Genomic DNA, 22,503 nt, shown 5'->3' on the forward strand with positions numbered 1-22,503 from the left:
AGTAAATTGACTGGATAGGAAGAGCCGTATGAATCGAGAGGTTCACGTACGGTTCTGTGAGCACCTGAGGGGGAAGTTCCTTCGGGTGACTCGACCGGGTTCTGAATCGTTTGAAGGTGTACGCAGTGAACATGCCTTGCCCGTGTGGTCAGAGCGACTAGGTTTGATCGGGAAATGTGATGTGGTTGAGTTCTATCCAGATGGGCGGATTTATCCGGTGGAATACAAGCACGGTAAAAAACGCGCAAAGATCCATGACGAAATTCAACTTGCAGCCCAGGCAATGTGCCTTGAGGAAATGACTGGTAAATCAGTGACGCACGGCGCGATCTATCAACATTCTTCCCGTCGCCGTCGTGAGGTCGCCATTACGCCATCACTGCGTCAACAGGTGGAAGAAACTGTTAAAGCAGTGCGCGCCTTGCTGGATTCCCAAAAATTACCGCCGCCTGTGAACGATGCACGCTGCAAGGAGTGCTCTTTGAAAGAGATTTGCCAGCCTGAAGCTTTGGCGGATAAAAGCCACCAGCGGGAAATATTGGCCGATTTATTCACCGTGGATGAATAGCGTAATGAAGCATACCGCAAACACCGAGAAAAGCGTGTTCGACAGCTTCCATTTCTGCTGTGCTGAGCGTGGCCAAAGGTCCTTCGCCGAATCGGGTACGGTCGAGAGTTCGTGGCTGATCTACGATGACCTGGCAATCCCTCAGCAAACGGTTTCGAGCTGTCACGGTAATCCGCCATTGTTTGAAAGACGGATAAACTTGTGTCGTCATCGGCAGGATGATAATCATGGGTGTGCCGATAGCAGTAAGTGCGTTATCTTGGAAAACCAGAACAGGTCGGATTTTGCTGATTTCCTGACCGCGCGGTGGATTCAGGTTGGCGACCCAAATCTCGCCTCGTTGGATTACTTCCACCATTTTTCACTGGTCTCTTTGTGCCGCAAATTGTCGGATATCTGGTCTTCTATGCTATCCAGTACTTCATTTTCGAATGGCAGGAATTCCTCGGCGATTTCTTTTGCTTCCTGCAGGATGTTTTTGTCTGCATATGCTTGCCGTGCCTCTTCCAGGAGCTGATCCATGAAACGTTTTTTCTCGATTTCTGTGAGATACCAGGTAAGCGCATCACGTACGATCTCGGAGCGAGTTTTATTTTCTCGCTGGGCCTCTTCGGAAAGTTGTCGTTCGATTTGATCAGTTAGCCGGATATTGAGCATTGCCATGTTGTACCCTCTAATAAACTACAAAATGTTATATAAATTGTAATACAAAATGTATCAGATTCTCAACACGCTCTATATCATGACGCCCAATGCCTATGCTCATTTGGAGAACAATACGTTACGTATAGATATAGAGCGAGAAAAAAGGCTGCAAGTGCCATTGCATCACCTGGGCGCGGTTGTTTGCTTTGGTAATATCATGATTTCTCCGGCTTTAATGCATCGTTGTGCTGATGATGGCATTAATTTTGTGTTGCTTGATAGCAATGGCCGTTTTAAAGCAAGATTGGAAAGTGCGGTTAGTGGAAACATTTTGCTACGCCAGGCGCAATATCGAAAAGCAGCCGATGAGCAATTCGCACTGGCGATTGCCCAAGGGGTGATTGCCGGAAAGTTGCGTAATTGCCGACAGGTGTTATTGCGAGGTGCACGTGAAGCATCGGACGAGGATGATCAGCGTGAATTGAGTAGTGCAGCAAAATATTTGGCTATTGCAATTCGTAATCTGCCCGGTACCGACACGCTAGACCGCGTGCGCGGAATAGAGGGTGATGCAGCTAAAGTTTATTTCTCTGCTTTACCTTATTTGGTACGCCGCGATATTCGTACATTTTTTACCATGAATGGGCGATCGAGACGGCCACCGCGTGATCGTTTCAATGCATTATTGTCCTTTCTTTATTCTATGGTAATGAATGATTGCCGCTCGGCGATAGAAAGCGTGGGGCTTGATCCACAGTTGGGTTTCCTGCATAGCGTGCGTCCTGGTCGAGCAGCACTGGCGCTAGATTTGATGGAAGAGTTTCGTTCGATTCTGGCAGATCGGCTTGCGCTGACATTGATCAATCGTGGCCAGATTACTGAGCGAGATCTGCAGGAACGGGAAGGTGGGGCGGTTTATCTTCAGGATGATGCCAGGAAAATTGTAGTCATTGCCTACCAGGAACGTAAGCACGAAGAAATTACCCATCCATTACTAGATTCTAAAGTACCGTTTGGAATACTGCCCCAGCTTCAGGCACGTTTTTTGTCTCGTACCATTCGAGGCGACATGGATGATTACATTCCTTTCGTGGTGAGGTAAACATGCTGATTATCGTAACTTATGATGTTTCGACTGAAACCAGGGAAGGCCGGAAAAGACTACGGCGTGTCGCCAAAGTATGTGAGGGGCATGGTCAGCGCGTCCAAAAATCGGTATTTGAATGTAAAGTCAATCTGATGCAATTCGAAGAACTGGAGCGGCGATTATTAGCCGAAATTAATGAAGAAGAAGATAATCTCCGCTTGTATCGTCTAACTGAGCCTTTTGAATTGCATGTGAAAGAATATGGTAATTTCAAATCGGTCGATTTCGATGGCCCACTCGTTATCTGAATTGCGCGAACATAAAGCAACTGAAAAATCGCGGGAGGTTCGCGCCACACCTAACTCTATGAAATTGAGGCATATTTCATACGACGTCCTTACGCCTAATCCTATAAAAGGATCTGATAATCATCAGTTCGCGCATTTACACCAATTTTCACTGATGTATGATGAAGTTGTAGTTGTACTGTAGCGCCCAGCTCTCACGCTACGGCATCTGCTGCCCCGGTTTAACACATCGTCGTGAAACACCTTGTTCCTGAGCGCCCCTTCGGCAAATAGTTTCCATGCCGTTTCATGATCTTTATAGATCAGTGGCACATGGCGTTTGCGCACCTTTGGGACAAGAAACAGCGGTATCCGCTTTTCCTTTCGGAAGAACGTTTTGTTCATGGGTGCGTCTTTCTGCTGGGTATTAACGGACTTGACAATTGTTATCATGTTCGATAACTTTGGTTATGGCATGGACGATCACGTTCTTTAACGAGAAGGTCGAAGCGGAAACCCTGAGGCTGCCGCCGGGTATTCTTGCCAATTTCCTGCGCATTGCGGAATTAATCCAGGAGTTCGGCCCTGATCTTGGACGGCCTCACACCGCACCGCTGGGCCGGGGATTATTTGAAATCCGGGCCAAGGGGCACGAAGGCATTTCCCGTTCGGTATTTTGCACCGTCAAAAACAAGGAAATCGTCATTCTCATGACGGTGATCAAAAAGGGGAACAAAATCCCCAAGCGCCAGATGGAAACGGCGCAGAAACGATTGAAAGAGGTACAAAGCGATGACACATAAACGGCCAACATTCGACACATTCAAACAAACGGCGTTGAAAGACCCGGAGGTCAAAGCCGAATACGATGCGCTTTCCACCGCATTCGAGATGAAACGCCAGATGATAGCCTTACGCAAACGCGCAGGCGTGACGCAGGAACAGATGGCGGCTTTGCTGGGCACTAAGAAAAGTAACATCTCTCGGCTGGAAAGTCTGAATTCGAGCATTTCACCAAGACTGGCCACGGTCGAGCATTATGCCCGCGTTCTGGGCTATTCGGTCAAAATCGAATTCGAACCACGTACACACTAAGGTCGTAATCAAAGTTACATCGACAAATCGAAATCTTGATTCTGCCGCTGTGACGGGGTGTTCCACCGTGCTTGCCGTTGCTCGAACTGTTCCTGAGGCCGGGCTTTCATCTCCGGCGGCAATGCGGAAAAGATCATCGTTTTCAAATGCTCGATCTCTTGGTTCCGTTCATGCCGGACATGGGTGATATTTCGTTGCAGCGCCTGGCGTTCCTCAGGCCGGCCGCTTGACTAAACTTTCCCGCTGCTGCCTGTCGCGTAACAACGCCTGCCAGGCTTCGCGTTCATTCTGATTCTTGGTGCGGCTGTGCTGTCCGGTCAGGCGATCCCATAAACCCCGGATTCCCTTGTTCAATCTCGCTTGCCGGTCTGCGCTTTCCTGCTGCCAGCGCTGTTTTTGTGTATCGGCAAGATTTTGCCGCTCATCCCGGTGCCGCATTTTCATGCGCTATTTCTGTTCCAGTAACGGTTCCAGACGGGCGCGGCTGGTTTGCCTGATCTCTGCGGTGAAGCTTCGCATGCGCTCCATAAGCCGTTTGTCGGTTTTTGCGATTGTGTCGGTAACGGTTGGCAATTGCGCTGGATCGCCGAGCCGCTCCTTGAGCGCTCTGGTTTTGACATCCAGCCATTTCGACAAAGAATAGACTTCTCCGCGCCAATCCACGGCAACAAATCCACGCCGGTCGCCCTTGGCAAGCGTATAGCCGCGCTGTTCCAGAGCGCGTTCGAATGCTTTCTGGCTGTCCGAAACCACCCAGCATTCTTTCAAGGCAGCTTTGATTAACCTGGGATCACCATCCAGCCGTTTGGCGTGCTCCCATTGCGCCCGCGTAAAATTGAGCGGATTACTTTGTCCGCGCTCGATCAGACCGGCAGGCAGTTTCCAACCCTGTTCCAGATGGATTTCCCTGGAAATTTCCATGAGCCTGTTTTTATAGAACGGCAGATTGACCGCTTTCATTGCTTTCGTATCGATGCGCGACCAGACGCAATGCGCATGGCGCCTTCCTTCTTTTTCATGAAAGACAATGACGCGGGGCTGATCCTGCAAATGCATGCGCTCTTCGATCCGGCTGATCGCCTGCTCGAAAACGGATATATCGACTTTTTCCGTCTCCGGCGGATTCAAACTGACGGAAAACAAATACTGGTCGCAGCGCGTGCGCATCGACTGGGCGCGGGCTTCCTGTAAAGCGCCATCCAGCGTATCGGATAAAAAGCCGCTAATCTCGTGCAATTCCACATGATCGTTATCCCAGTCGTTCAGCGGGTGCGCAGCCGGCTTGGCCGCGCTGGGAAGCGATGATGATCATAGATACTATTTATCCAGACCGAGGGATTTCATGAGGGTTTCGCGGATATTGCGGATATCGGCGCAGGCGTTCAAAAGCGCCGTTTTAACTTCAGGGGTAAGAATTAATAAACCGCTATTGGCGGCTTTGGCGAGTTGATTCAGATTATTCGAGAGTCGCGAGCGACCCAGTTTGTCCAGAAGCTGACTGAGAATCTGGTGATCCTTGACCGTATGTTTGTTCCGCGTGCGGCGTTTGATACGGTTTTCGTCGAAAACACGCTGACGGACATATTCGCCTAATGGCAGACCGGCGGCTTCACGTTCAAGTTGAGCACGTTCCTCCGGTGTCAGGCGCAGGCAAAAAGGCGAGGTTTGTTTTGGTGTGTGTTCGGGCATTCAATAACTCCTTTGCTTGAACAATACACACCCGGCTTCCGCCCGCCGGGCAACGGAAGCGATAAAAAACGAAAAATGAATTTGGAATACGAAAACAGCGATGCGCCGGTTCATCGACGCATCGCTGTCAGTGATGGATTTTTATGGTTTATTCTACGGTTCGGGATGCGGATAAATATCCAATGGCGAGCCTTTCAAACTTTCATTCCAGTCCTGTAAAATCGAGAAAATCTGGTTCGAGAGTTCTCCGGTTTTCTGCACCATTAAAATCAGCGGTTTAGGATTAATAGCCTTCGCCGTTTTTTATTTGTGGGGCGCACATGGGACACTCACAGAAAAATAACCCTATTGTGGCTTTTGTGTATATTTCCCTGTAACTTTTCGTGTAATTTGCTACTAATTTTCGCTTTATTTGGCATTGCCGCTTGACTCTTTTAACGGGTAGAGCGTCAACTCTTGGTGATAGGAAGCTTTTTATTAATTTTTCTGTGAAAGCTTAAAACAGATATACGGGCTTTGCTTGGTTATTATTCAGCATGTTACTTGATAGAACGAATTAAACTCGATTGTCTGTTATGCAGGAAGGGTCAATCGATTGCATTTTAGAGATGGATCGAAAATAGAAACGACTATGCTTTAATCTTTTTACAGACCATATTTGATGGGCTATGGTCTGCTAAGGGCCAATTACGATAAAGCAATTTCTTTCAAAACATCAGGCGGCGCTCAGCAATGGCAATCAGGGTTTTAGCTGTGCCACTGGGTTGACGGCGGCCTTGTTCCCGTTCCTGAAGGGGTTCGTACTGACACACTCAACTGCTTGGCAAATTCAGTTTACGAAAGACCCAATTTCTTGCGTGCAGAGATAACGGGGGACATCACTACATGGCCTTCTTTTGCAACCATTTGCTTTACCGATTTTAGTAATTCCGAGTATAGCGATTAGCGAGGGTGAGTCTGGATCAGTTGAATGCCATAGTGTAGCTAAGGATTGAGATGGCTTTTAGCTTTTGGAGGTATTTGTGTGACTTTTGTCATCCTTCCCCAATCGCCACGATCGACACCATTGATTGCAGTAAGGCCGTTATTGGTTAATTATCCAGTTTTAGAAGGCATTCTATGGGGTGCAATATTCCATTTTTTTAGCCTTGATTAAAATGACTTATTTTTTAGAAAATTTCTGCGCAAGAATAAACCCCGCAACTAATGCAATTAAACTATAAATGGTAATGTCTATAAAATCATACATTTGAATAATGTCCTGTTTGAATCAATCTAATACTATGATTCTATACTTGATATAGTCCAGTGATCAAATTTATGTAGCCGGCAATGTTAAATTGACCCACTCACGACATTATAAAACTTGACCAGGCCAAAACGTGCTGATCGAGTATCAAAACTTGATCCCTTCAACCCTATAATGTACACATTTTATTTACATTACAGGGCTTTGCATTTGCAATGCATCAACGTGTTTAAGCCGGTAGTAACGCGCCTTGAAGAAGTCATTGAGAAAGCAGCATTTTTGCGGTGCGCGCAAGGTTGTTCATCTGCTTACGAGAAGAAGTGTTCTCAGAGCGCAATATGGTCTTGCGCCTGTAATTTTTGTTTTGTGCTTAATCAAAGGGATTTAGAGATGGTTATTGATCATTTTCGCTCGCGCCCAGCGCTTCCTTTGCCAAATAATTACCCCGGTCACAGAAAGTGTGGCGACTGCCAGTCCTAGCAAGGAAACCAGGATGCGGCCCGGCAAGCCAAGGATGCGGCCGGAGTGGAGTGGAAACTGCGCTTGAAGGAAGATATCACCTGCGCTGCCATCGCCAGGGATACGCTCGCCTAAATAAGCGCCGGTTTGTCCATCGTAATAAAGCCATGGGTTGCCAAGGCCAAAGTTAGCATGATCTTGCCCTGGTTCATGGAATGTTACGCCATAAATTCCATACTCTGGTTCGTAAAACATGCCGCCGGGTGGGGCGGGCCAGTTCCTTTTCTGTGCTTCCATGCGAGCAAGTTGAATGATTTCTTGCCGTGTGATCGCTGGCTCGATCGGTTCGTCATGAGGGTTGGGTGTACGCAGTGCAAAAGGATCAGGGGTGAGCGTGGAGAAGACTGAGACGAGTGGGCGCATGATCTCCTGCTTGAGGTTCATCGAGATAGCGGTTACCGCCAGTATCAATAATAATCCCCATAGCCACACACCGCCGGAGCGGTGCAGATCGAAATTCAGTTTGTAGCCGCCTTGCTGCCAGCGGAAAGCAAATGATTTACGCCATGCTTGGAGATGGGGAAATGAAATCCACAACGCGATGAAACAATCGATTGTCCATACGATTGCCAGAATGCCCATCAACACAATACCTAATTCCAACCCGAATGCATCCGGGATATGCATGCTGTAGTGCAGCTTGTATAAGAAAGGTATGAAATTTTCACGGCTGAGTGAAATATCGCCCCACATTCGTGCACCGCGGATTTCTCCATTCACTGGATCGAGTGCGATTTGATTGAAAGGTAAATCAAATGCTTTGCCCGTCGTAGGATCGAGGCGTCCGGTTACGCCTAACCCTAAATTTTCATCTGATTCCAGCGATAACGGTAGCCAAGTGATAAGCAGCTTCGGATCAGATGCCTCCAATTGATCGGCAAGAATGAAGGGAGAAACGGGTTCGCCTTCGCTTTGTCTCTTGAATAAATGGGGATTGAGCCATTCATCGAGCTCATGATCCCATGAGATGATTGCGCCTGTTAATCCAGCAATGAACAGGAACACGGCCAGTAATAATCCGGCCCAGCGATGTAATAGGGTGAGGAATTGACGGCTTGTTCTGGATTGACTCAGTGGCTTGTCAAGTTGTCCATTGTCTGCAAGGATGTCGGGTTCGATGTGTTTTGTCATAACGTCATGCTACGCTGTTTGCCACAATCAGGGAGGAAAGCGCTTTTGTGGATTGAGTTGTGGGTAATGCTGCGGGATCGAAGATTAATTGACCATTCTCCATGCGAATAAGGCGATCAGCGAGATGAAAGTAACGATCATCATGCGAAATTACCAACACGGCTTTGCCCATGGCGCGTAACTCTGGCAATAGTTCGTGATAGAAAATCTCCTTGAAAACCGGATCCTGATCCGCCGCCCATTCATCAAATACCAGAAAGGGGCGATTCTCCAGATAAGCCACCACTAAAGCCAGTCGTTTGCGTTGACCTTGTGACAGCGTGAGTGTGCTAAATGCGCCATTTTCGACTTTCACCTTATGCTGCAAATGCAGTTTGGTTAATAGCGCGTTGCCTTTTTGATCCAGTTGGTTGTCATGATTTCCTTCAAGCAACCGATCGAAGAGATGGAAATCAGAAAAAATCGTGGTAAAAAACTGTCGGTAATAATCACGGTTTGCATCATCGATGGTTTGGTCATTGAGCGTGATGCTGCCTTCTTCCGGTGGGTAGAGCCCTACGAGTAATTTTGCCAAAGTCGTTTTGCCACTGCCATTGCCGCCAATCAGAAAGGTGATTTCTCCTGGCTGGAACTGCAAATCAATCGGGCCTAACGTGAACATTTCATCTTTCTGTTCATGATAATAACGATGCACCACGCCGTGCAACACAATCGATTTCAGTGGTGGTAACTCGACGTTCTCCACCTGCGGCTCAGAAGAACGCATTGCCTGTGTGATTTCTTCAATCCGCCTGGCTGAAACTTGCGCCAGATTGGCGCGCGGAATGTTCAACAGCAGCGCCTCGAGCGGGCCTACCATATATACGAAAACCAAAGCATAGCCGGTCATGATCAATGCCCGGTCCGGTACATCGCCAACCAGCAGGAACAGTACCATGCCAATGAAAGCGTAGATCAGAAAATTACCCCAGCTAGCCGAAGCCACAAAAATAGACATGCCGAAGGTGCGCTCTTTACGCACTCGTTCGATTGACCGTTTCAGTACGCCATCAAAAAAAGTGGTGCGTTTGTCACAGTTGAGGCGTAATTCCTTTGCGCCATCGGTGAGCGAGCGAAAATAAGCAAATAAATTGTCTTGTTCTTTTGCAGCGATATCGAGATGCCGTATGGCGCGCAAATGTGCGAGATGATAGCCCACGGAGCCAAATCCTATGACCAGCACCGCCAATAGAAAGACCTGCCAGGACAGTAAAGCCAAGTAGGCTAAGCAACCCAATACGATAATGGCATTGGTGAGAATGATAGGAAAACTTACAAAAAATTCGGCGACCCGTGTGCAATGTTCCGAAAGAGCGGATTGAACCCGCGCTGCGCCTAATTGCTCAAGCTGCCGGTAATCAGCTTGAATGACTCTTTGCGCGATAAAGCTGCGCAAATCAGATTGCGCGCGCTGTCCTAGCCGTTCAAAGAGAATCGCACCGATCATGTAGCCAAACATCACACACAGGGCGGTTACTGCAAAAGTCAGCGCGGCCTGTCCCCGATCGAATTGATCGGTTGTCAGCGCAGCGCTGATTTGGGCAAGTAAATAGACGCTGCCCATTCCATGCAATATGCTTACAAACGATGCACTTAACAGTAACGGCTTGGATTGTTTGATAAGGTACTTCAGCATGAATGATCCAATAAAGTGAACTATATGATAGAGACGAATAGCAAGGATAAAAATTTACTTCGCTATCGTCTTGCCTTTCCCCCGACGACCCCCTTGCTTTTTGTTACATACCAGAAAATGAGATCAGATTTATCAATATGATAGATACAGTCTTATCGTTTGATAAATCGTGTCATCTGCTTTGAAGGTCCTGGTCATTTAAAAATTATAAACAATAATACTTCTCATTCGTCTTAAATCTTAAACAAGCATATCACTCTTTAATTTTTTGTTGGAGACGAATGGAGCCTTATCGAATAAGCGAGCAATCTTGTGCGTTGCCGAGTGCATGTTCATCTACCCCGGTGAACATGCTTTCATACCCGGACAAGTCTTGTTATCGCACCATTTATTCCGGTGCTCAAGCCCAACTGAGCTTGCAAGCTGATGAAATCGGCAAACAATCTATTTGGCATTTATCCCAGCAATTTAATGAGTTAAGGCTGGAATGGCGTGAAGCGCATTCAAAGTCTCCTGAGCGACCTACGATGGCCACCTTTTTGGCGGCATTGGAAGCGGCTTTTACTCACTTTCCCCATCAAACGAAAATCTTTGTATCAGTACCCAAGCAATTGATTGCCGAATCGTATGATTCAGGTGTGCTGGTAAAAACCAGTGATGGAAGCTTCATCGTCCATGCCGAATTGTTCTGGCAACAAGCCAGGGTTTGGCATACGGGCACTCGGCCACAAGCTTACCCACTTTATCTCGTCATCAGTCATGGCCGGCGTCATCCATTGCGCCCACCTAAACCTGCAGGGACTGTCTATCGACGCTTTATCGCTTGGTTGGGCCGCACCTTGTCATTTCGAACCGTCGACATCGACTCTGATTTAGTCCGGTTCAATCGCTGGATGAACGATCCCGTCGTGGCGGCTTTCTGGCAAGAAACAGGTGATCTTGCTCAGCACCGCGCTTATTTGGAAGGCATCCAGGCCGATCCGCACGTCATCAGCCTGATCAGTTGCTTGGATGATGAGCCGTTTGGTTACTTCGAGATATATTGGGCAAAAGAAAATCGGATCGCGCCTTACTATGATGTCGACGATTTCGACCGTGGCTGGCATGTTTTGATTGGAGAGTCGCATTTCCGTGGCAAGCCTTTCGTAACCGCTTGGTTGCCATCTATTTCCCATTATCTTTTTCTCGATGACGACAGAACCCAACGTATCGTCATCGAACCCCGCTCTGACAATAGCAAGATGCTCCGAAATCTTGCCCAGTGCGGTTATGCACATCTCAAGGAATTCGATTTTCCCCATAAACGCGCCATGCTGGGCATGTTGCTAAGAGAACGTTTTTTTGCTGAGCGACTTTGGGTGCCACGTAACACACTATCTCCCCATTCTGTTTCTTTGTCCTGAGGAATTTGTCATGAAAATTTACGATTTGATCGGTATTGGCTTTGGTCCATCCAATATTGCACTTGCTATTACCTTGGAAGAACAAAAGCAATCAGGCTATGGTATCGAGTCTTTTTTCATCGAGAAACAACCTAATTTTGCTTGGCATGCCAACATGCTGCTCGATAACGCGCACATGCAAGTTTCTTTCCTTAAGGATCTTGCCACGATGCGCAATCCATCGAGCCACTTCACGTTTATCAATTACCTGCATCAAAAAAATCGGCTGCAAGATTTTATCAATCTCAAGACTTTTTTTCCGAGCCGACACGAATTCAATGATTATTTGACATGGGCCGCATCCCACTTTGATCACTGCTGCGCGTATGGTGAAGAAGTCATCGAGGTCTTGCCCGAAAAGCGGGGCGATGAAGTTGCACTGCTGCGTATCCGTTCGCGTAATCGGGAGCAAGTAGTCCATGAACGCTTGACCCGTAATCTGGTGATCAGCATCGGTGGGCAACCAAGAATTCCCGAAAGTTTTGCGCCGCTAAAAGGGGATCCGCGTGTTTTTCATTCCAATAACTATCTAAAAGAAATTAAACATCATCCGCACGCAAAAAAGATTGCAGTGGTAGGGGGCGGACAGAGCGCAGCCGAGATTTTTATGGATCTGCATCATCGCTATGAAAAGGATAAGGCACAGGTCGATTTGATCATGCGTGCACGTGCCATCAAACCTTCGGATGATAGTCCTTTCGTCAATGAGATCTTCAATACCGATTTTACCGATTATGTATTCAATAGTTCAGATCAGCAGCGCACAGAAATCCTCAATGAATTCTGGCATACCAATTATGCCGCTCCCGATCTGGTTTTGATCGAACAAATTTTCAATGTGTTTTATCGGCAAAAAGTCGCCGGTATCGAGCGGCATCGTTTCTTACGGCGTCATGAAGTCAAGCAAGCAGTTTCCCAGAATGATGGCATTCAATTTGTTCTGCATGATTTGAATACAGAGCAAGATCGCACGGCAACCTACGATGCGGTGGTGCTGGCGACGGGTTACAACCGCGATTATCACAAATTATTGTTGGCACCAATCATGCCCTATTTCAGAGATATGCAGGTAGATCGACAGTATCGCTTGAATAGCGTGGCGCAGTTCAAGCCATCGGTGTTTCTGCAAGGCGCTTGTGAATCGAGTCATGGCTTGAGCGATACCTTGCTTTCGGTGACCGCCGTGCGGACTCACGAAATAGCACAAGCCCTTATTAACACCAGCAATCAAACAACTTCGGCACAACTGAAAAGGGCGATGCCTTCAGCATTCGCTTATTAGGCAGCGCCAATTTTTTCTAACTGTAATTATTCAACTTATCATGAAAAATACCTTAAAAAAGAGGAAAAAGATCAATCCTAAGAAATTAATACTGTTACTCGGTCTGCATTTTTCTGTATTGTCAGCATCGTTCAACGGTTACGCTCAATCACAAAATACCAATAAACCGGCCGAATCTAAAGATCAGCAAACGCAGACTACGTCAGAGTCAAGCGAAGCTAGCTCAAAGCAATCGGGTATCACTGTATTACCCGCCATGACCATCAAGGCCGCGACCGCGGGTTATGCAGCTAAGAGCAGTAGTTCGGGTACTAAAACCGATACGCCGCTTATCGAGGTACCGCAGTCGATTTCTGTTGTGACACGTAATGAGCTCGATGCACGAGGTGTCCAGGATATGAGTGAAGCCTTGCGCTATACTCCGGGGGTAGCCGTTGATCAATGGGGGTTTGAAGGGCGTGGCTACGAATATCTGCTTTTACGTGGTTTTCAGGGACTCACGACTTCTCTCTTTCGCGACGGCTTGAGCATGGCCGGGCAAGGATTGTATTTTAATTCCTTTATTACCGAAACGTATGGCCTGGAACGGGTCGATGTGCTACGCGGTCCTACTTCAGTGACCTTTGGTCGTGGTGACGCGGGCGGTATCGTGAATCGCATCACCAAACGCCCCAATGCAGATCCGTATCGGGAGATCGAATTGCAATATGGCAATTTTGACCGGAAACGGGTTGCCGCTGACTTGGGTTTTGCCAATGACGATCGCACCTTGATGTTTCGTCTAGTGACGTTGGGGCTCGATTCTGATACGCAGGTGCGCTATCCGAACACGGGGGGAGACCGTGCTGGACTCAGACGCTTTTATATTGCGCCCTCTGTGACCTGGCGTCCCACCGCTGATACCACGATCACGTTGTTGGGAGAAGTACTCAACAACCGTGCGGAAGCCTCGCCTTTCTTTCTCCTTACGCCAGAGGGTATGCGTACCAATGTGGTACTGGCAGATTCAAAATTCGTTAAATATGCAACCAATCAATCCTCTTTTGGCTATCAGATCGAGCACCACTTTAACGAGATTTTCACTGCAAGGCAGAATTTTCGCCATATGCAGCAAGATGGCAACTTCAATGAAATGTTTCGCGCGGGTTTTGACACCGCTATCCCTACCTTGATGAATCGTTCGGCGATTTCGACCAAAGAGCGATTGACGCAAACGGTGATCGATACGCATATTCAAGCTAGGGTCAATACCGGCCCGCTCAATCACACGGCCCTTTTTGGCGTTGACTGGAACGTGACGAATGCTTCTCTGAAGTTTTTTTCAGGGGATGCGCCTGGCATTGATGTATTTAATCCGGTGTATGGTATACCGATTCCAAAACCGAGTTCCTTGGATATCCATGCTAAACAAGAGATCAATCAGCTTGGCGTCTATCTGCAAGATCAGATCAGATATGGCGAGAACTGGCTTCTGACGTTGAGCGGTCGTTACGATCGGGTCGATTCAACGGATGTCGATTATTTAAGCGCTACCCGTGGCAAGATTAGAAGCGACGCTTATACGGGGCGGGCTGGTCTGACTTATCTTTTCTCAAATGGGATTGCGCCCTATGTGAGCTATTCACAATCATTTTTACCCATACCCGGATTTGATTCCAGCAATAACCCCTTCAAGCCAACCCGTGGCGAGCAATACGAAGTGGGTGTCAAATACCAGCCTGTTGGGGGAAGAAGCTTGTATACTCTGGCCTTTTTTGACTTGACCAAAACCAATGTACCTACACCCGATCCGAATGATCCCCTTTTCCGCAGCAGGCAAACCGGTGAAGTCGGCTCACGCGGTGTGGAGTTGGAAGCGAGAGCGGAGTTGCTGCGAGGCTTGAACTATATCGGAACGTTTACCTATCACGATGTTACCGTTACTAAAAGTGGAGATGTTGATAAGGGAAATATGCCGACCCAGGTGCCCACGACCATGACTTCGCACTGGTTGGATTATTCCCTGGGAAGTTTGGGGGTAAGCTGGTTACAAGGCTTCGGGATCGGTGCCGGGGTGCGCCACGTGGGTAGAATTTTCAATGATATGGAGAATACCAGCACGACGCCTTCTTTTACTCTGTTTGACGCCATGCTTCGCTACGATCATGGGCCTTGGATGTTTATCGTCAATGCGAGCAATATATTTAATAATCGATATCTATCCTATTCTTCTCCTAGTGGCCTAGCCTATCCGGGGATACAACGAACAGTCTTAGGAACCTTGAAATTCAGATTCTAGTGGATTGCTGCAGTGGCTTTTTAACCATTGGTAGGGAGCTTGCTGGACACTGGACACGTTTGCTAACCAAATTTGGTTGGGTTGAGGTGATTAAGTTTCTGCTTTGGATAGCATTATTGCTTATTATTACAGGATGCAATATGCTCCCGCAGCGGCAGGCGCAAGAAGTAGGTACGGCGATTCCTGCTCAATGGACAGCAGGGCAGGGGTCGAATCCAGCTGCACCGGATCAGTGGGTGGATGCGTTTGGCGATGCTCATTTACGTGCCCTGGTCGATCACGCGCTTGCAAATAATTATGAGCTGAAGTCAGCGTCTGCACGGGTCGATGCGGCAATTGCCCAAGCGCGTATCGATGGGTCAGGGCGCTGGCCACAGCTTTTCTTTACGGCCGATCACGAGCAAGTAAAAATCCGTGAGGCGGGTTTTGGCGCCTCGAGGTTTGGCGTATTTGAAGCTTTATTTGGCTTGAGCTGGGAGCTCGACGTCTGGGGGCGGATACGCGACTTCCGGCAAGCGTCGCTGTTGGAAGCGGATGCAATGGCAGCCGACTACTACGGTGCGCGCTTATCGCTGGCCGCACGGGTTGCACAGAGTTATTTTGAATTGGTTGAAGCTAAGCTGCAGGCGGCCGTGATCGAACAGTCGATCGAAGATCGCACGATTATCGCCAATCTCGTGCGGGGCCGTTTTCAGCATGGTCTGGTGCGAGGGCTCGATTTACGCCTGGCACTCACCGATTTGGCCAATGCAGAGGCGCAACTCAAACAAATCAACAATAGTATTCAGACAATTACGCGGCGTTTGGAAATTTTGCTGGGGAATTATCCCATGGGGAAGGAATTGAACGTTTCCTCTCTGCCGCCCTTGCCTGCGCAGATTCCTGCGGGATTACCTTCACAGCTATTGGAACGCCGTCCGGATCTGGTCGCTGTGTTTAGCCGCTTGCAGGCCGCCGATTTACGGGTAGCGAGCTCAGAAAAGCTACGCTTGCCGCGTATTACCTTAACAGCCGCTGGCGGTACACGCAGTAGCGATTTAACCGAATTGATCGATCCCAGGGCAGCAGCCTGGAATGTTTTTGCTGGACTCATGCAGCCGTTGTTTACCGGCGGGCGTATTCAGGGCGAGATCTTGCGTAACCAGGCACGCGTGGAGGAAGTGTTGAATTTTTACAAAAATACCGCATTGAATGCTTTTCGCGAGGTCGAACAGGCATTGGCAGCAGAAGAATGGCTACGGCAACAAGAGGCATCGCTCAGAAAAGCCGTTGAGCAAACCGAAGCAAGCCAGGCGCTCGCTATTTATTCTTACCGCAATGGTTTAATCGGCATCCTCACCTTACTCGATAGTTACCGCAGTACACTCAGTGCCCAGAGTGCGTATTTGTCAGTCACTCGGCAATTACTCAGCAATCGTATCAATCTGTATTTAGCCCTCGGTGGCAACGTGTAAGGAGGAAGCCATGAGGGTTTATCAGAATCCGGTCCTCGGTCTTTTATGAAGGCACGACGTCAGTTATTTATCGCATTATTGGTCGCGTTTGCGGGTATTTTGGCGGCATCGGCCATCATTTTTTCTCCTCCCCAAACTGAGCAACAGGAGGAGGTCGTGAAGCCTCCTACCGTTCAAGCCATCGAAGTAAAGTTCGAGCGGTTACGCATGGATGTTCGCTCGCAAGGGCGCGTGATGGCCCAAACAGAAATCGATTTGGTGAGCGGGGTGTCGGGTAATATCATCAAAATATCACCCGCTTTTGTCAGTGGTGGTTTTTTCAAAAAAGGGGATTTATTGGTTTCGATCGATCCTGCAGAGTATGACCTGCGGGTGGCACAAGCCCAAGCGAGGGTGATGGAAGCGCAATACCAGCTGACACGGGAAGAAGCTGAAGCGGCGCAAGCCCAGGACGAGTGGCAATATCTGGGACAGGGAGAGCCTAATCCGCTTAGTCTCAGGATACCCCAGCTGAAAGAAAAAAAGGCAAAACTGGTTGCCGAACAGGAAGAACTAAGGAATGCCCGATTACTGCGGCAGCGTACGGAGATACGCGCACCCTTTAATGGCCGGGTGCGCAGCAAAGAAGTGGGCATGGGGCAATACCTGAGCAGTGGCGCGGTATTGGGCCGAATTTATAACAGCGATCTTGCTGAAGTACGCCTGCCGCTGAGTACGCAAGAATTGGCATTTATTGATTTTCCTGAGCACGTCAACGCTGCCTCTGCCCCAAAAGGGGCAACGGTCAGTCTAACCGCACATTACCAAGGGCAGCAGCGCACCTGGTCGGCTCATATTGTTCGGAGTGAAGGCGTGATCGACCCAGACACCGGCATGGTGGTCGTAGTGGCTCAAATCCCCGATCCGTTTCTTCTAGGCGCCAACAAACCGGCATCCTCCAGCGCCAAGTCACCTTCTACCATTTTGCCGGTTGGTTTGTTTGTGGAAGCGATCATTGAAGGACGCTGGTTTGACGGTTTGGTGGTGCTGCCCGCAAGCGCAATGCTCAAGGATAATCGAGTCGCTGTCATTGACCGGGAGGATCGCTTGCGTTTTCATAGGGTAGAGGTATTCAGGAAAACGCGCGAACAGGTCATCGTCAAAGCAGGTTTGAGTGCGGGCGAGCGGGTGTTTGTTTCTGGGTTGCTTCATCCTGTCGATGGGATGCAGGTGGTACCGGTGGTTGCGCGGGAGATAGACAAACAAATAGCACTGGAACAAGCACAAACCATCGGTAAGCCAGCCCTTCCATGAAATTGATCGTTTGGTTTGCCCGAAACCCCATTGCCGCCAACTTGCTGATGCTGCTCATTATTGCAGCTGGGTTGCTGGGGCTATCACTTTCAAAACGCTATACGGTTCCACCTGCTCCACAAAATCAACTGCAAATCGAAATAGCCTATCCTGGCGCGAGCCCAGCTGAGGTGGAGCAAGCACTGTGTATTCCAATTGAAGAGGCTATCCATGACTTGGAAGGCATTCGGCATATCAATGCCATTGCCAACCAGGCGGAATGTGAAGTCATCGTTGAATTCGATCCCGCGATGGGTGCTGCCCGCTTCCAAGCTGCTGTGCAGGCCAGGATGGATCGGATCACTGTTTTTCCAGAGCGTGCTGAGAAACTCGAAATACGTGAACGAAAAACGGATGCTTCTGCGGTCATCGTAACGGTCCACGGTGAAGTCGGCTTACTGACGTTGATGCGTCAACGTGACCAGCTTCAGGCCATGTTGAGCAAGCATCCCGATATCGGCCTGTTGTCTTCTTGGCCTCGGCTACCCTATGAAGTAGCCATTGAAATCACGGAAATGGATTTACGCCGATATGGCCTGACTTTTGAGGAAATTGCCGAAGCGATTCGAGCTGCTTCCAATAACATACCTGCGGGAGAACTCAAGAAAGCTGACGGCAAGTTACTGTTGCGAAGTAAAAATCAAGCCATGTCGATGGAAGATTTTGCGGCGATTAATTTGCGGCCCAACCCGCACGGTGCACGCTTATTGCTCGGCGATATTGCCCAGATACGTGAAACGGTCAATGAAAGAGATGTATTGGTAAGAATCGACGGCAAGCCGGCTGTCCAAATCTTTGTCATGTCAAAAGACCAGATTGTGAAGACGGTCAATGCCGTGAATGAGGTGATCGAAGCGTTTCGTTCCGAGTTACCTGATGGGATGGGTATTACCACCTGGGATGATTGGTCAAAGTATTATCAGGAAAACATGTCGATGCTGATGAGTTCCGCAGTATCGGGGTTTTGCCTAATCTTTCTGATATTGACGTTAACGTTGCGGTTTTACCTGGCGCTTTGGGTCAGCTGCGGGATTCTGATATCGGTGCTCGGTGCGCTTTGGGTGATGCCCATGCTGGGGATTTCATTGAATACCTATTCGATTGCCGCGTTGATTCTGGTGCTGGGCATCGTAGTGGACGACGCTATCGTAGTGGGTGAGAATATCTACTCGCACGAACAACGCGGACATACGGGTCTGACAGGCGCGATCAATGGCACGCTCGAGGTTGCGCCCATGGTCATCATTATGGTGTTGTCGACCATGATCGCATTTGTGCCCGGCATCTTTTTGCCTGGATTGAGCGGTTATCTGATGTATAACATTTCCGCTGTCGTCATTCTGACACTGGCATTTTCTATGCTGGAAGCACTGTTGATCTTGCCGGCCCATTTAGCGACACATAATCACACCACTTCACGGCCAAATCGATTGACCACCGCTTTCGATGCGCTCCGGCAAAAAGTTGATAAGGGTTTGCACGGGTTAATCGATCGGCTATACGTTCCATTGCTCAAAATATTGCTGCGCTGTCGCTATATCACGTTATCGGTATTTGCCATTTTGCTGCTGATCACCTCTGCGCTGGTCGTTTCCGGGCGCGTGCAAAGTGTCATGGATATGCCGGTGAACGATTATTACTTGTTTGCGTTTCTCCAATTCCCACCTGGTACGCCATTCGAGGAGGTTGACTACCACATAATGCGCTTGGAGCGTATTGCCAATGAAATACGGCTGGAATTGAACGATGAGCTCGGCATCGATACTGCAAGCGAAATAAAAGACAGTTTCCAGCATATTATCGCTGTGAGTGACGATAATGCCGGCTTTGTCGATATTGAAATTGCGATTGACGAGCGTATCCGCTCCCGCATGGATTACATTCAACGGCAATGGCAGGCGCGTTTCGGCGAACTCCCCGCAGGTGCGACGCTGTCCTTTCAAACTTTCTGGCCCAGAAATCTCGGGATTCCTTCTGCCCAGTCCGCCAAAGCGATAGAATTGAAACTGACTGCCCCCGACATCGCAGTGCAAAGCGCAGCAGGGGAGCTACTCAGAGCCAAGCTGGCGGCTTATGCCGGGGTGCACAGTGTGACCGGCTCCATGCAAATGGGTAAACCTGAGTTGAACCTCAGGCTGAAACCCGAAGCGGCGTTTTACGGCTTGACGATACAAAGCTTGGGTGAGCAGGTGCGCAGTGGTTTTCTTGGGCTAGAGGTTCAGCGATTTTTTCTGGAACGGAATGAAATCAGAGTCATGTTGCGTTTTCCTGCCGAACATCGCCGCTCTCTGGATGATTTGCAGCGCATGCCGATCAAGCTGGCCAACGGTAACTTTGTTCCATTCGCTACGGTGGCTGAAGCTGAATATACACCGGGTTTTGCCAGTATCACCCGGCAGAACCGTGAACGCATACAATTGATCAGCGCGGAAGTTCACAAGACGCAGGCGAGCGTTGAAACGATTCTTGCTGATCTGCATGCGCGCGTCATTCCTGAGCTCGAAGCATACTACCCAGGACTTAAGATCGAACCTGGCCAGACTCGGCAAAAGCAGGAGGAGACAATGTCGAATCTCTGGGGTTATGGCGCGCTGGCGTTATTTGCCATTTACGCGCTATTGGCGGTACCGCTGCGTTCCTATACGCAGCCGCTCGTGATTATGCTCGCTATACCCTTTGGTTTTATCGGGGCGGTACTGGGCCATCTGTTACTGAATATTCCATTGGCGCTGGAATCATATGTGGCCATGTTTGCCGTGGGAGGGATCGTAATCAATGCTAGCTTGATCCTGGTGGCCCAAATCAATCAATCTTTACAAAAAAACAGATCGATCTACAGATCGGTGATTCAGGCAGGCAAAGCGCGCTTCCGGCCTATTTTTCTGACGACTTTAACCACGTTTGTTGGTTTGCTTCCGCTGATCCATGCGCAAAGCTCCGATGCCGAGAAACTCATGCCGATGGCGGCAACGCTTGCGTTTGGCATTTTGTTCTCGACACTGATCACGTTGTTGTTAGTGCCGATAACTTGCATGATTCTGCAAGAAATATCCGCATCCAGACAGAAATAGATAAGAAAAATGATAGGAAGACATAGGCGTTACGCTTTTATTTTAATGAAAGGAAAAAAGCAGTGTATCCCTTACTTTTGAAACAGCTCTGGCATACGCCGCTAGCGAATGCATCCGAACAGGAAATTATTTATCGTGACCGATTACGCTTGAGTTATCGTCAAGTATATGAGCGGATCAACCAGGGCGCTGCCGCATTGGCTGTAGCATGCGTCCGGCAAGGCGAAGTGATCGCGGTGATGGATCACGATAGTCATCGCTATCTCGAATGCTATTTCTTCATCCCGATGTATGGCGCAACTCTGATGACGGTCAACACCAAACTCACCCCCGCTCAGATTGCCTATACCTTGAATCACTCGCGCGCATCCATGTTATTCGTGCATGCCGATTTCATTCCGATCATTGAAGAGATACGCGCAGCGTTGCACGGTATTAAAAAAATAATTTTAATGACGGATGAGGGAGCCATCCCGCAATCTTCTCTATCACTGGATGATGAGTATGAAAGCTGGTTGGCGGCTTACCCCAATGAGTTTGCTTTCGCAGATTTCGACGAGCATGTGCGGGCAACCGTTTTTTATACCACCGGCACGACGGGTGTGCCGAAAGGCGTTTATTACACGCACAGGCAATTGGTGCTGCATACGCTTGCGGCTGGCATGGCCTTGACTGCGCCCGCTGCACGGCAACGGCTGCATGGTGGCGATGTTTATATGCCAGTAACCCCGATGTTTCATGTGCATGCCTGGGGCATACCCTATATTGCGACCTTGTTGGGCGTCAAACAAGTCTATCCGGGCCGTTATGCACCGGAGATGCTGCTGAAACTCATCCGTGAGGAACAGGTTACGTTTTCGCACTGTGTGCCCACCTTGTTGAGAATGATATTGGTCGCTGCGCAAAAAGACGGTGTGGATCTCAGCGATTGGAAGGTTGTTGTCGGCGGGTCGGCTTTGCCGCAAGCATTAGCCAAACAAGCATTGGCAATGGGAGTGGATTGCTTTGCTGGCTATGGTTTATCCGAAACGGCTCCGATATTGACGTTGGCGCAATTGAGCGAGGCAGGTGACGCGTCAGAAACGCTACCCGATGATGCACTTGCCACACTATGTTGTGCAGGACGTGCGATTCCGCTGGTGGATTTGCAAATCGTCGATGAAACGATGCGTCCGCAAATGCGCGATGGGCAAAGCAATGGAGAGATCGTCGTGCGTGCACCTTGGCTGACGCAGGGTTATCTTGAAAATCCCGAAGCCAGCACAGCACTGTGGCATGGCGATTATTTGCATACTCAGGACATGGGGGCAATCGATCCCAATGGTTACCTGCGTATCACTGACCGCTTGAAAGATATCATCAAAGTAGCGGGAGAGTGGGTCTCGTCGGTAGAGGTGGAGAACGCGCTAGCCTCGGTTGAGGGGGTGAAGGAAGTCGCCGTTATCGGCATGCCGGATTCTCGTTGGGGAGAGCGTCCACTGGCCTTGTTGGTCGTGGATAAAACGCTCTTTGATGCGTCAGCCGCTCAAGAACAGATGCGTATCTCGGTCGAGCGGGGTACGCTTGCAAAACATGCCTTGTTGACCCACTTCAAACAGGTTGATGCCATTGCCAAAACCAGCGTAGGGAAAATAGATAAAAAAGCCTTGCGAGCCGAGCATGCGACTGCCAATTGATACTGACCTTATTTGGGCTACGG

Annotated in this window: 21 protein-coding genes; 12 read left to right on the plus strand and 9 right to left on the minus strand. The window is 49.0% G+C overall.

What is annotated here, in order from left to right:
- Positions 1-28: 28 nt before the first annotated feature.
- Positions 29-568: a CRISPR-associated protein Cas4 gene (cas4, locus tag C8R30_RS01025; protein ID WP_107789325.1), complete on the plus strand. Its 540-nt coding sequence runs from the start codon at positions 29-31 to the stop codon at positions 566-568.
- Here the strand turns inward: cas4 and C8R30_RS01030 are convergent.
- Both C8R30_RS01030 and C8R30_RS01035 read right to left on the minus strand, forming a co-directional pair.
- Entirely contained in the window at positions 552-926 is a 375-nt protein-coding gene (locus C8R30_RS01030) for a type II toxin-antitoxin system PemK/MazF family toxin (RefSeq protein WP_219908805.1), read from the minus strand. The genes cas4 and C8R30_RS01030 overlap by 17 nt on opposite strands.
- Positions 914-1,231, minus strand: a complete 318-nt coding sequence (locus C8R30_RS01035; RefSeq protein ID WP_107789326.1) for a ribbon-helix-helix protein, CopG family — start codon at positions 1,229-1,231, stop codon at positions 914-916. The genes C8R30_RS01030 and C8R30_RS01035 overlap by 13 nt, the downstream gene beginning before the upstream one ends.
- A gap of 49 nt (positions 1,232-1,280) precedes the next feature.
- Here C8R30_RS01035 and cas1c point away from each other — a divergent pair, with 49 nt between their 5' ends.
- The 4 genes from cas1c (at position 1,281) to C8R30_RS01055 (ending at position 3,682) form a co-directional block, all read left to right on the plus strand.
- Positions 1,281-2,315, plus strand: a complete 1,035-nt coding sequence (gene cas1c, locus C8R30_RS01040) for a type I-C CRISPR-associated endonuclease Cas1c (protein WP_107789327.1) — start codon at positions 1,281-1,283, stop codon at positions 2,313-2,315.
- 2 nt (positions 2,316-2,317) lie between these two features.
- Positions 2,318-2,608, plus strand: coding sequence for a CRISPR-associated endonuclease Cas2 (gene cas2 / locus C8R30_RS01045; RefSeq protein ID WP_107789328.1), 291 nt, complete (start codon positions 2,318-2,320; stop codon positions 2,606-2,608).
- 449 nt (positions 2,609-3,057) lie between these two features.
- Positions 3,058-3,390, plus strand: coding sequence for a type II toxin-antitoxin system RelE/ParE family toxin (locus C8R30_RS01050; protein WP_107789329.1), 333 nt, complete (start codon positions 3,058-3,060; stop codon positions 3,388-3,390).
- A complete protein-coding gene (locus tag C8R30_RS01055; protein WP_090669726.1) occupies positions 3,380-3,682 on the plus strand; it encodes a helix-turn-helix domain-containing protein in 303 nt (100 codons plus the stop codon). Before C8R30_RS01050 ends, C8R30_RS01055 begins: the two co-directional genes overlap by 11 nt.
- 14 nt (positions 3,683-3,696) lie before the next feature.
- Here the strand turns inward: C8R30_RS01055 and C8R30_RS16335 are convergent, their stop codons facing one another.
- The 7 genes from C8R30_RS16335 to C8R30_RS01085 all read right to left on the minus strand — a co-directional run bounded on the left by C8R30_RS16335 (position 3,697) and on the right by C8R30_RS01085 (position 9,945).
- Positions 3,697-3,828 (minus strand): hypothetical protein, encoded by a 132-nt coding sequence (locus C8R30_RS16335; protein ID WP_258191900.1) that lies wholly within the window; start codon positions 3,826-3,828, stop codon positions 3,697-3,699.
- A gap of 67 nt (positions 3,829-3,895) precedes the next feature.
- Positions 3,896-4,126, minus strand: a complete 231-nt coding sequence (locus tag C8R30_RS01060) for a hypothetical protein (RefSeq protein WP_107789330.1) — start codon at positions 4,124-4,126, stop codon at positions 3,896-3,898.
- A gap of 3 nt (positions 4,127-4,129) precedes the next feature.
- Positions 4,130-4,924, minus strand: a complete 795-nt coding sequence (locus C8R30_RS01065) for a relaxase/mobilization nuclease domain-containing protein (RefSeq protein ID WP_107789331.1) — start codon at positions 4,922-4,924, stop codon at positions 4,130-4,132.
- A gap of 75 nt (positions 4,925-4,999) precedes the next feature.
- Positions 5,000-5,371, minus strand: coding sequence for a plasmid mobilization protein (locus C8R30_RS01070; RefSeq protein ID WP_107784412.1), 372 nt, complete (start codon positions 5,369-5,371; stop codon positions 5,000-5,002).
- Positions 5,372-6,078: 707 nt separating this feature from the next.
- Positions 6,079-6,183: a helix-turn-helix domain-containing protein gene (locus tag C8R30_RS16750; RefSeq protein ID WP_476703506.1), complete on the minus strand. Its 105-nt coding sequence runs from the start codon at positions 6,181-6,183 to the stop codon at positions 6,079-6,081.
- Between the two features lie 821 nt (positions 6,184-7,004).
- A complete protein-coding gene (locus C8R30_RS01080; protein ID WP_090669708.1) occupies positions 7,005-8,270 on the minus strand; it encodes a PepSY-associated TM helix domain-containing protein in 1,266 nt (421 codons plus the stop codon).
- 4 nt (positions 8,271-8,274) lie between these two features.
- Positions 8,275-9,945 (minus strand): cyclic peptide export ABC transporter, encoded by a 1,671-nt coding sequence (locus tag C8R30_RS01085; protein WP_107789332.1) that lies wholly within the window; start codon positions 9,943-9,945, stop codon positions 8,275-8,277.
- 281 nt (positions 9,946-10,226) lie between these two features.
- On the opposite strand from C8R30_RS01085, the gene C8R30_RS01090 reads away from it, so the two are divergent.
- The 7 genes from C8R30_RS01090 (at position 10,227) to C8R30_RS01120 (ending at position 22,480) form a co-directional block, all read left to right on the plus strand.
- Entirely contained in the window at positions 10,227-11,348 is a 1,122-nt protein-coding gene (locus C8R30_RS01090) for a GNAT family N-acetyltransferase (protein WP_239654157.1), read from the plus strand.
- A gap of 10 nt (positions 11,349-11,358) precedes the next feature.
- Positions 11,359-12,669 (plus strand): lysine N(6)-hydroxylase/L-ornithine N(5)-oxygenase family protein, encoded by a 1,311-nt coding sequence (locus C8R30_RS01095; protein WP_090669702.1) that lies wholly within the window; start codon positions 11,359-11,361, stop codon positions 12,667-12,669.
- 40 nt (positions 12,670-12,709) lie between these two features.
- Entirely contained in the window at positions 12,710-14,947 is a 2,238-nt protein-coding gene (locus C8R30_RS01100) for a TonB-dependent siderophore receptor (protein ID WP_239654158.1), read from the plus strand.
- Positions 14,948-15,033: 86 nt separating this feature from the next.
- A complete protein-coding gene (locus C8R30_RS01105) occupies positions 15,034-16,401 on the plus strand; it encodes an efflux transporter outer membrane subunit (protein WP_258191901.1) in 1,368 nt (455 codons plus the stop codon).
- A gap of 45 nt (positions 16,402-16,446) precedes the next feature.
- Positions 16,447-17,694 carry an efflux RND transporter periplasmic adaptor subunit gene (locus tag C8R30_RS01110; RefSeq protein ID WP_107789333.1) on the plus strand — a complete coding sequence of 416 codons (1,248 nt, stop codon included), beginning with the start codon at positions 16,447-16,449 and terminating at the stop codon, positions 17,692-17,694.
- A complete protein-coding gene (locus C8R30_RS01115) occupies positions 17,691-20,804 on the plus strand; it encodes an efflux RND transporter permease subunit (protein WP_107789334.1) in 3,114 nt (1,037 codons plus the stop codon). The genes C8R30_RS01110 and C8R30_RS01115 overlap by 4 nt, the downstream gene beginning before the upstream one ends.
- A 62-nt stretch (positions 20,805-20,866) precedes the next feature.
- A complete protein-coding gene (locus C8R30_RS01120; RefSeq protein WP_107789335.1) occupies positions 20,867-22,480 on the plus strand; it encodes a long-chain-fatty-acid--CoA ligase in 1,614 nt (537 codons plus the stop codon).
- The last annotated feature ends 23 nt before the right edge of the window (positions 22,481-22,503 follow it).

Source organism: Nitrosomonas nitrosa (genome assembly GCF_003051105.1).
Classification (GTDB): Bacteria; Pseudomonadota; Gammaproteobacteria; order Burkholderiales; family Nitrosomonadaceae; genus Nitrosomonas; species Nitrosomonas nitrosa.

What these genes read in the sequence shown, in the direction of transcription:
- cas4 (WP_107789325.1), top strand. Translation starts at nt 29, where the DNA reads ATGAATCGAGAGGTTCACGTACGGTTCTGTGAGCACCTGAGGGGGAAG.
- C8R30_RS01030 (WP_219908805.1), bottom strand. Translation starts at nt 926, where the DNA reads ATGGTGGAAGTAATCCAACGAGGCGAGATTTGGGTCGCCAACCTGAAT.
- C8R30_RS01035 (WP_107789326.1), bottom strand. Translation starts at nt 1,231, where the DNA reads ATGGCAATGCTCAATATCCGGCTAACTGATCAAATCGAACGACAACTT.
- cas1c (WP_107789327.1), top strand. Translation starts at nt 1,281, where the DNA reads ATGTATCAGATTCTCAACACGCTCTATATCATGACGCCCAATGCCTAT.
- cas2 (WP_107789328.1), top strand. Translation starts at nt 2,318, where the DNA reads ATGCTGATTATCGTAACTTATGATGTTTCGACTGAAACCAGGGAAGGC.
- C8R30_RS01050 (WP_107789329.1), top strand. Translation starts at nt 3,058, where the DNA reads ATGGCATGGACGATCACGTTCTTTAACGAGAAGGTCGAAGCGGAAACC.
- C8R30_RS01055 (WP_090669726.1), top strand. Translation starts at nt 3,380, where the DNA reads ATGACACATAAACGGCCAACATTCGACACATTCAAACAAACGGCGTTG.
- C8R30_RS01060 (WP_107789330.1), bottom strand. Translation starts at nt 4,126, where the DNA reads ATGAAAATGCGGCACCGGGATGAGCGGCAAAATCTTGCCGATACACAA.
- C8R30_RS01070 (WP_107784412.1), bottom strand. Translation starts at nt 5,371, where the DNA reads ATGCCCGAACACACACCAAAACAAACCTCGCCTTTTTGCCTGCGCCTG.
- C8R30_RS01080 (WP_090669708.1), bottom strand. Translation starts at nt 8,270, where the DNA reads ATGACAAAACACATCGAACCCGACATCCTTGCAGACAATGGACAACTT.
- C8R30_RS01085 (WP_107789332.1), bottom strand. Translation starts at nt 9,945, where the DNA reads ATGCTGAAGTACCTTATCAAACAATCCAAGCCGTTACTGTTAAGTGCA.
- C8R30_RS01090 (WP_239654157.1), top strand. Translation starts at nt 10,227, where the DNA reads ATGGAGCCTTATCGAATAAGCGAGCAATCTTGTGCGTTGCCGAGTGCA.
- C8R30_RS01095 (WP_090669702.1), top strand. Translation starts at nt 11,359, where the DNA reads ATGAAAATTTACGATTTGATCGGTATTGGCTTTGGTCCATCCAATATT.
- C8R30_RS01100 (WP_239654158.1), top strand. Translation starts at nt 12,710, where the DNA reads ATGAAAAATACCTTAAAAAAGAGGAAAAAGATCAATCCTAAGAAATTA.
- C8R30_RS01110 (WP_107789333.1), top strand. Translation starts at nt 16,447, where the DNA reads ATGAAGGCACGACGTCAGTTATTTATCGCATTATTGGTCGCGTTTGCG.
- C8R30_RS01115 (WP_107789334.1), top strand. Translation starts at nt 17,691, where the DNA reads ATGAAATTGATCGTTTGGTTTGCCCGAAACCCCATTGCCGCCAACTTG.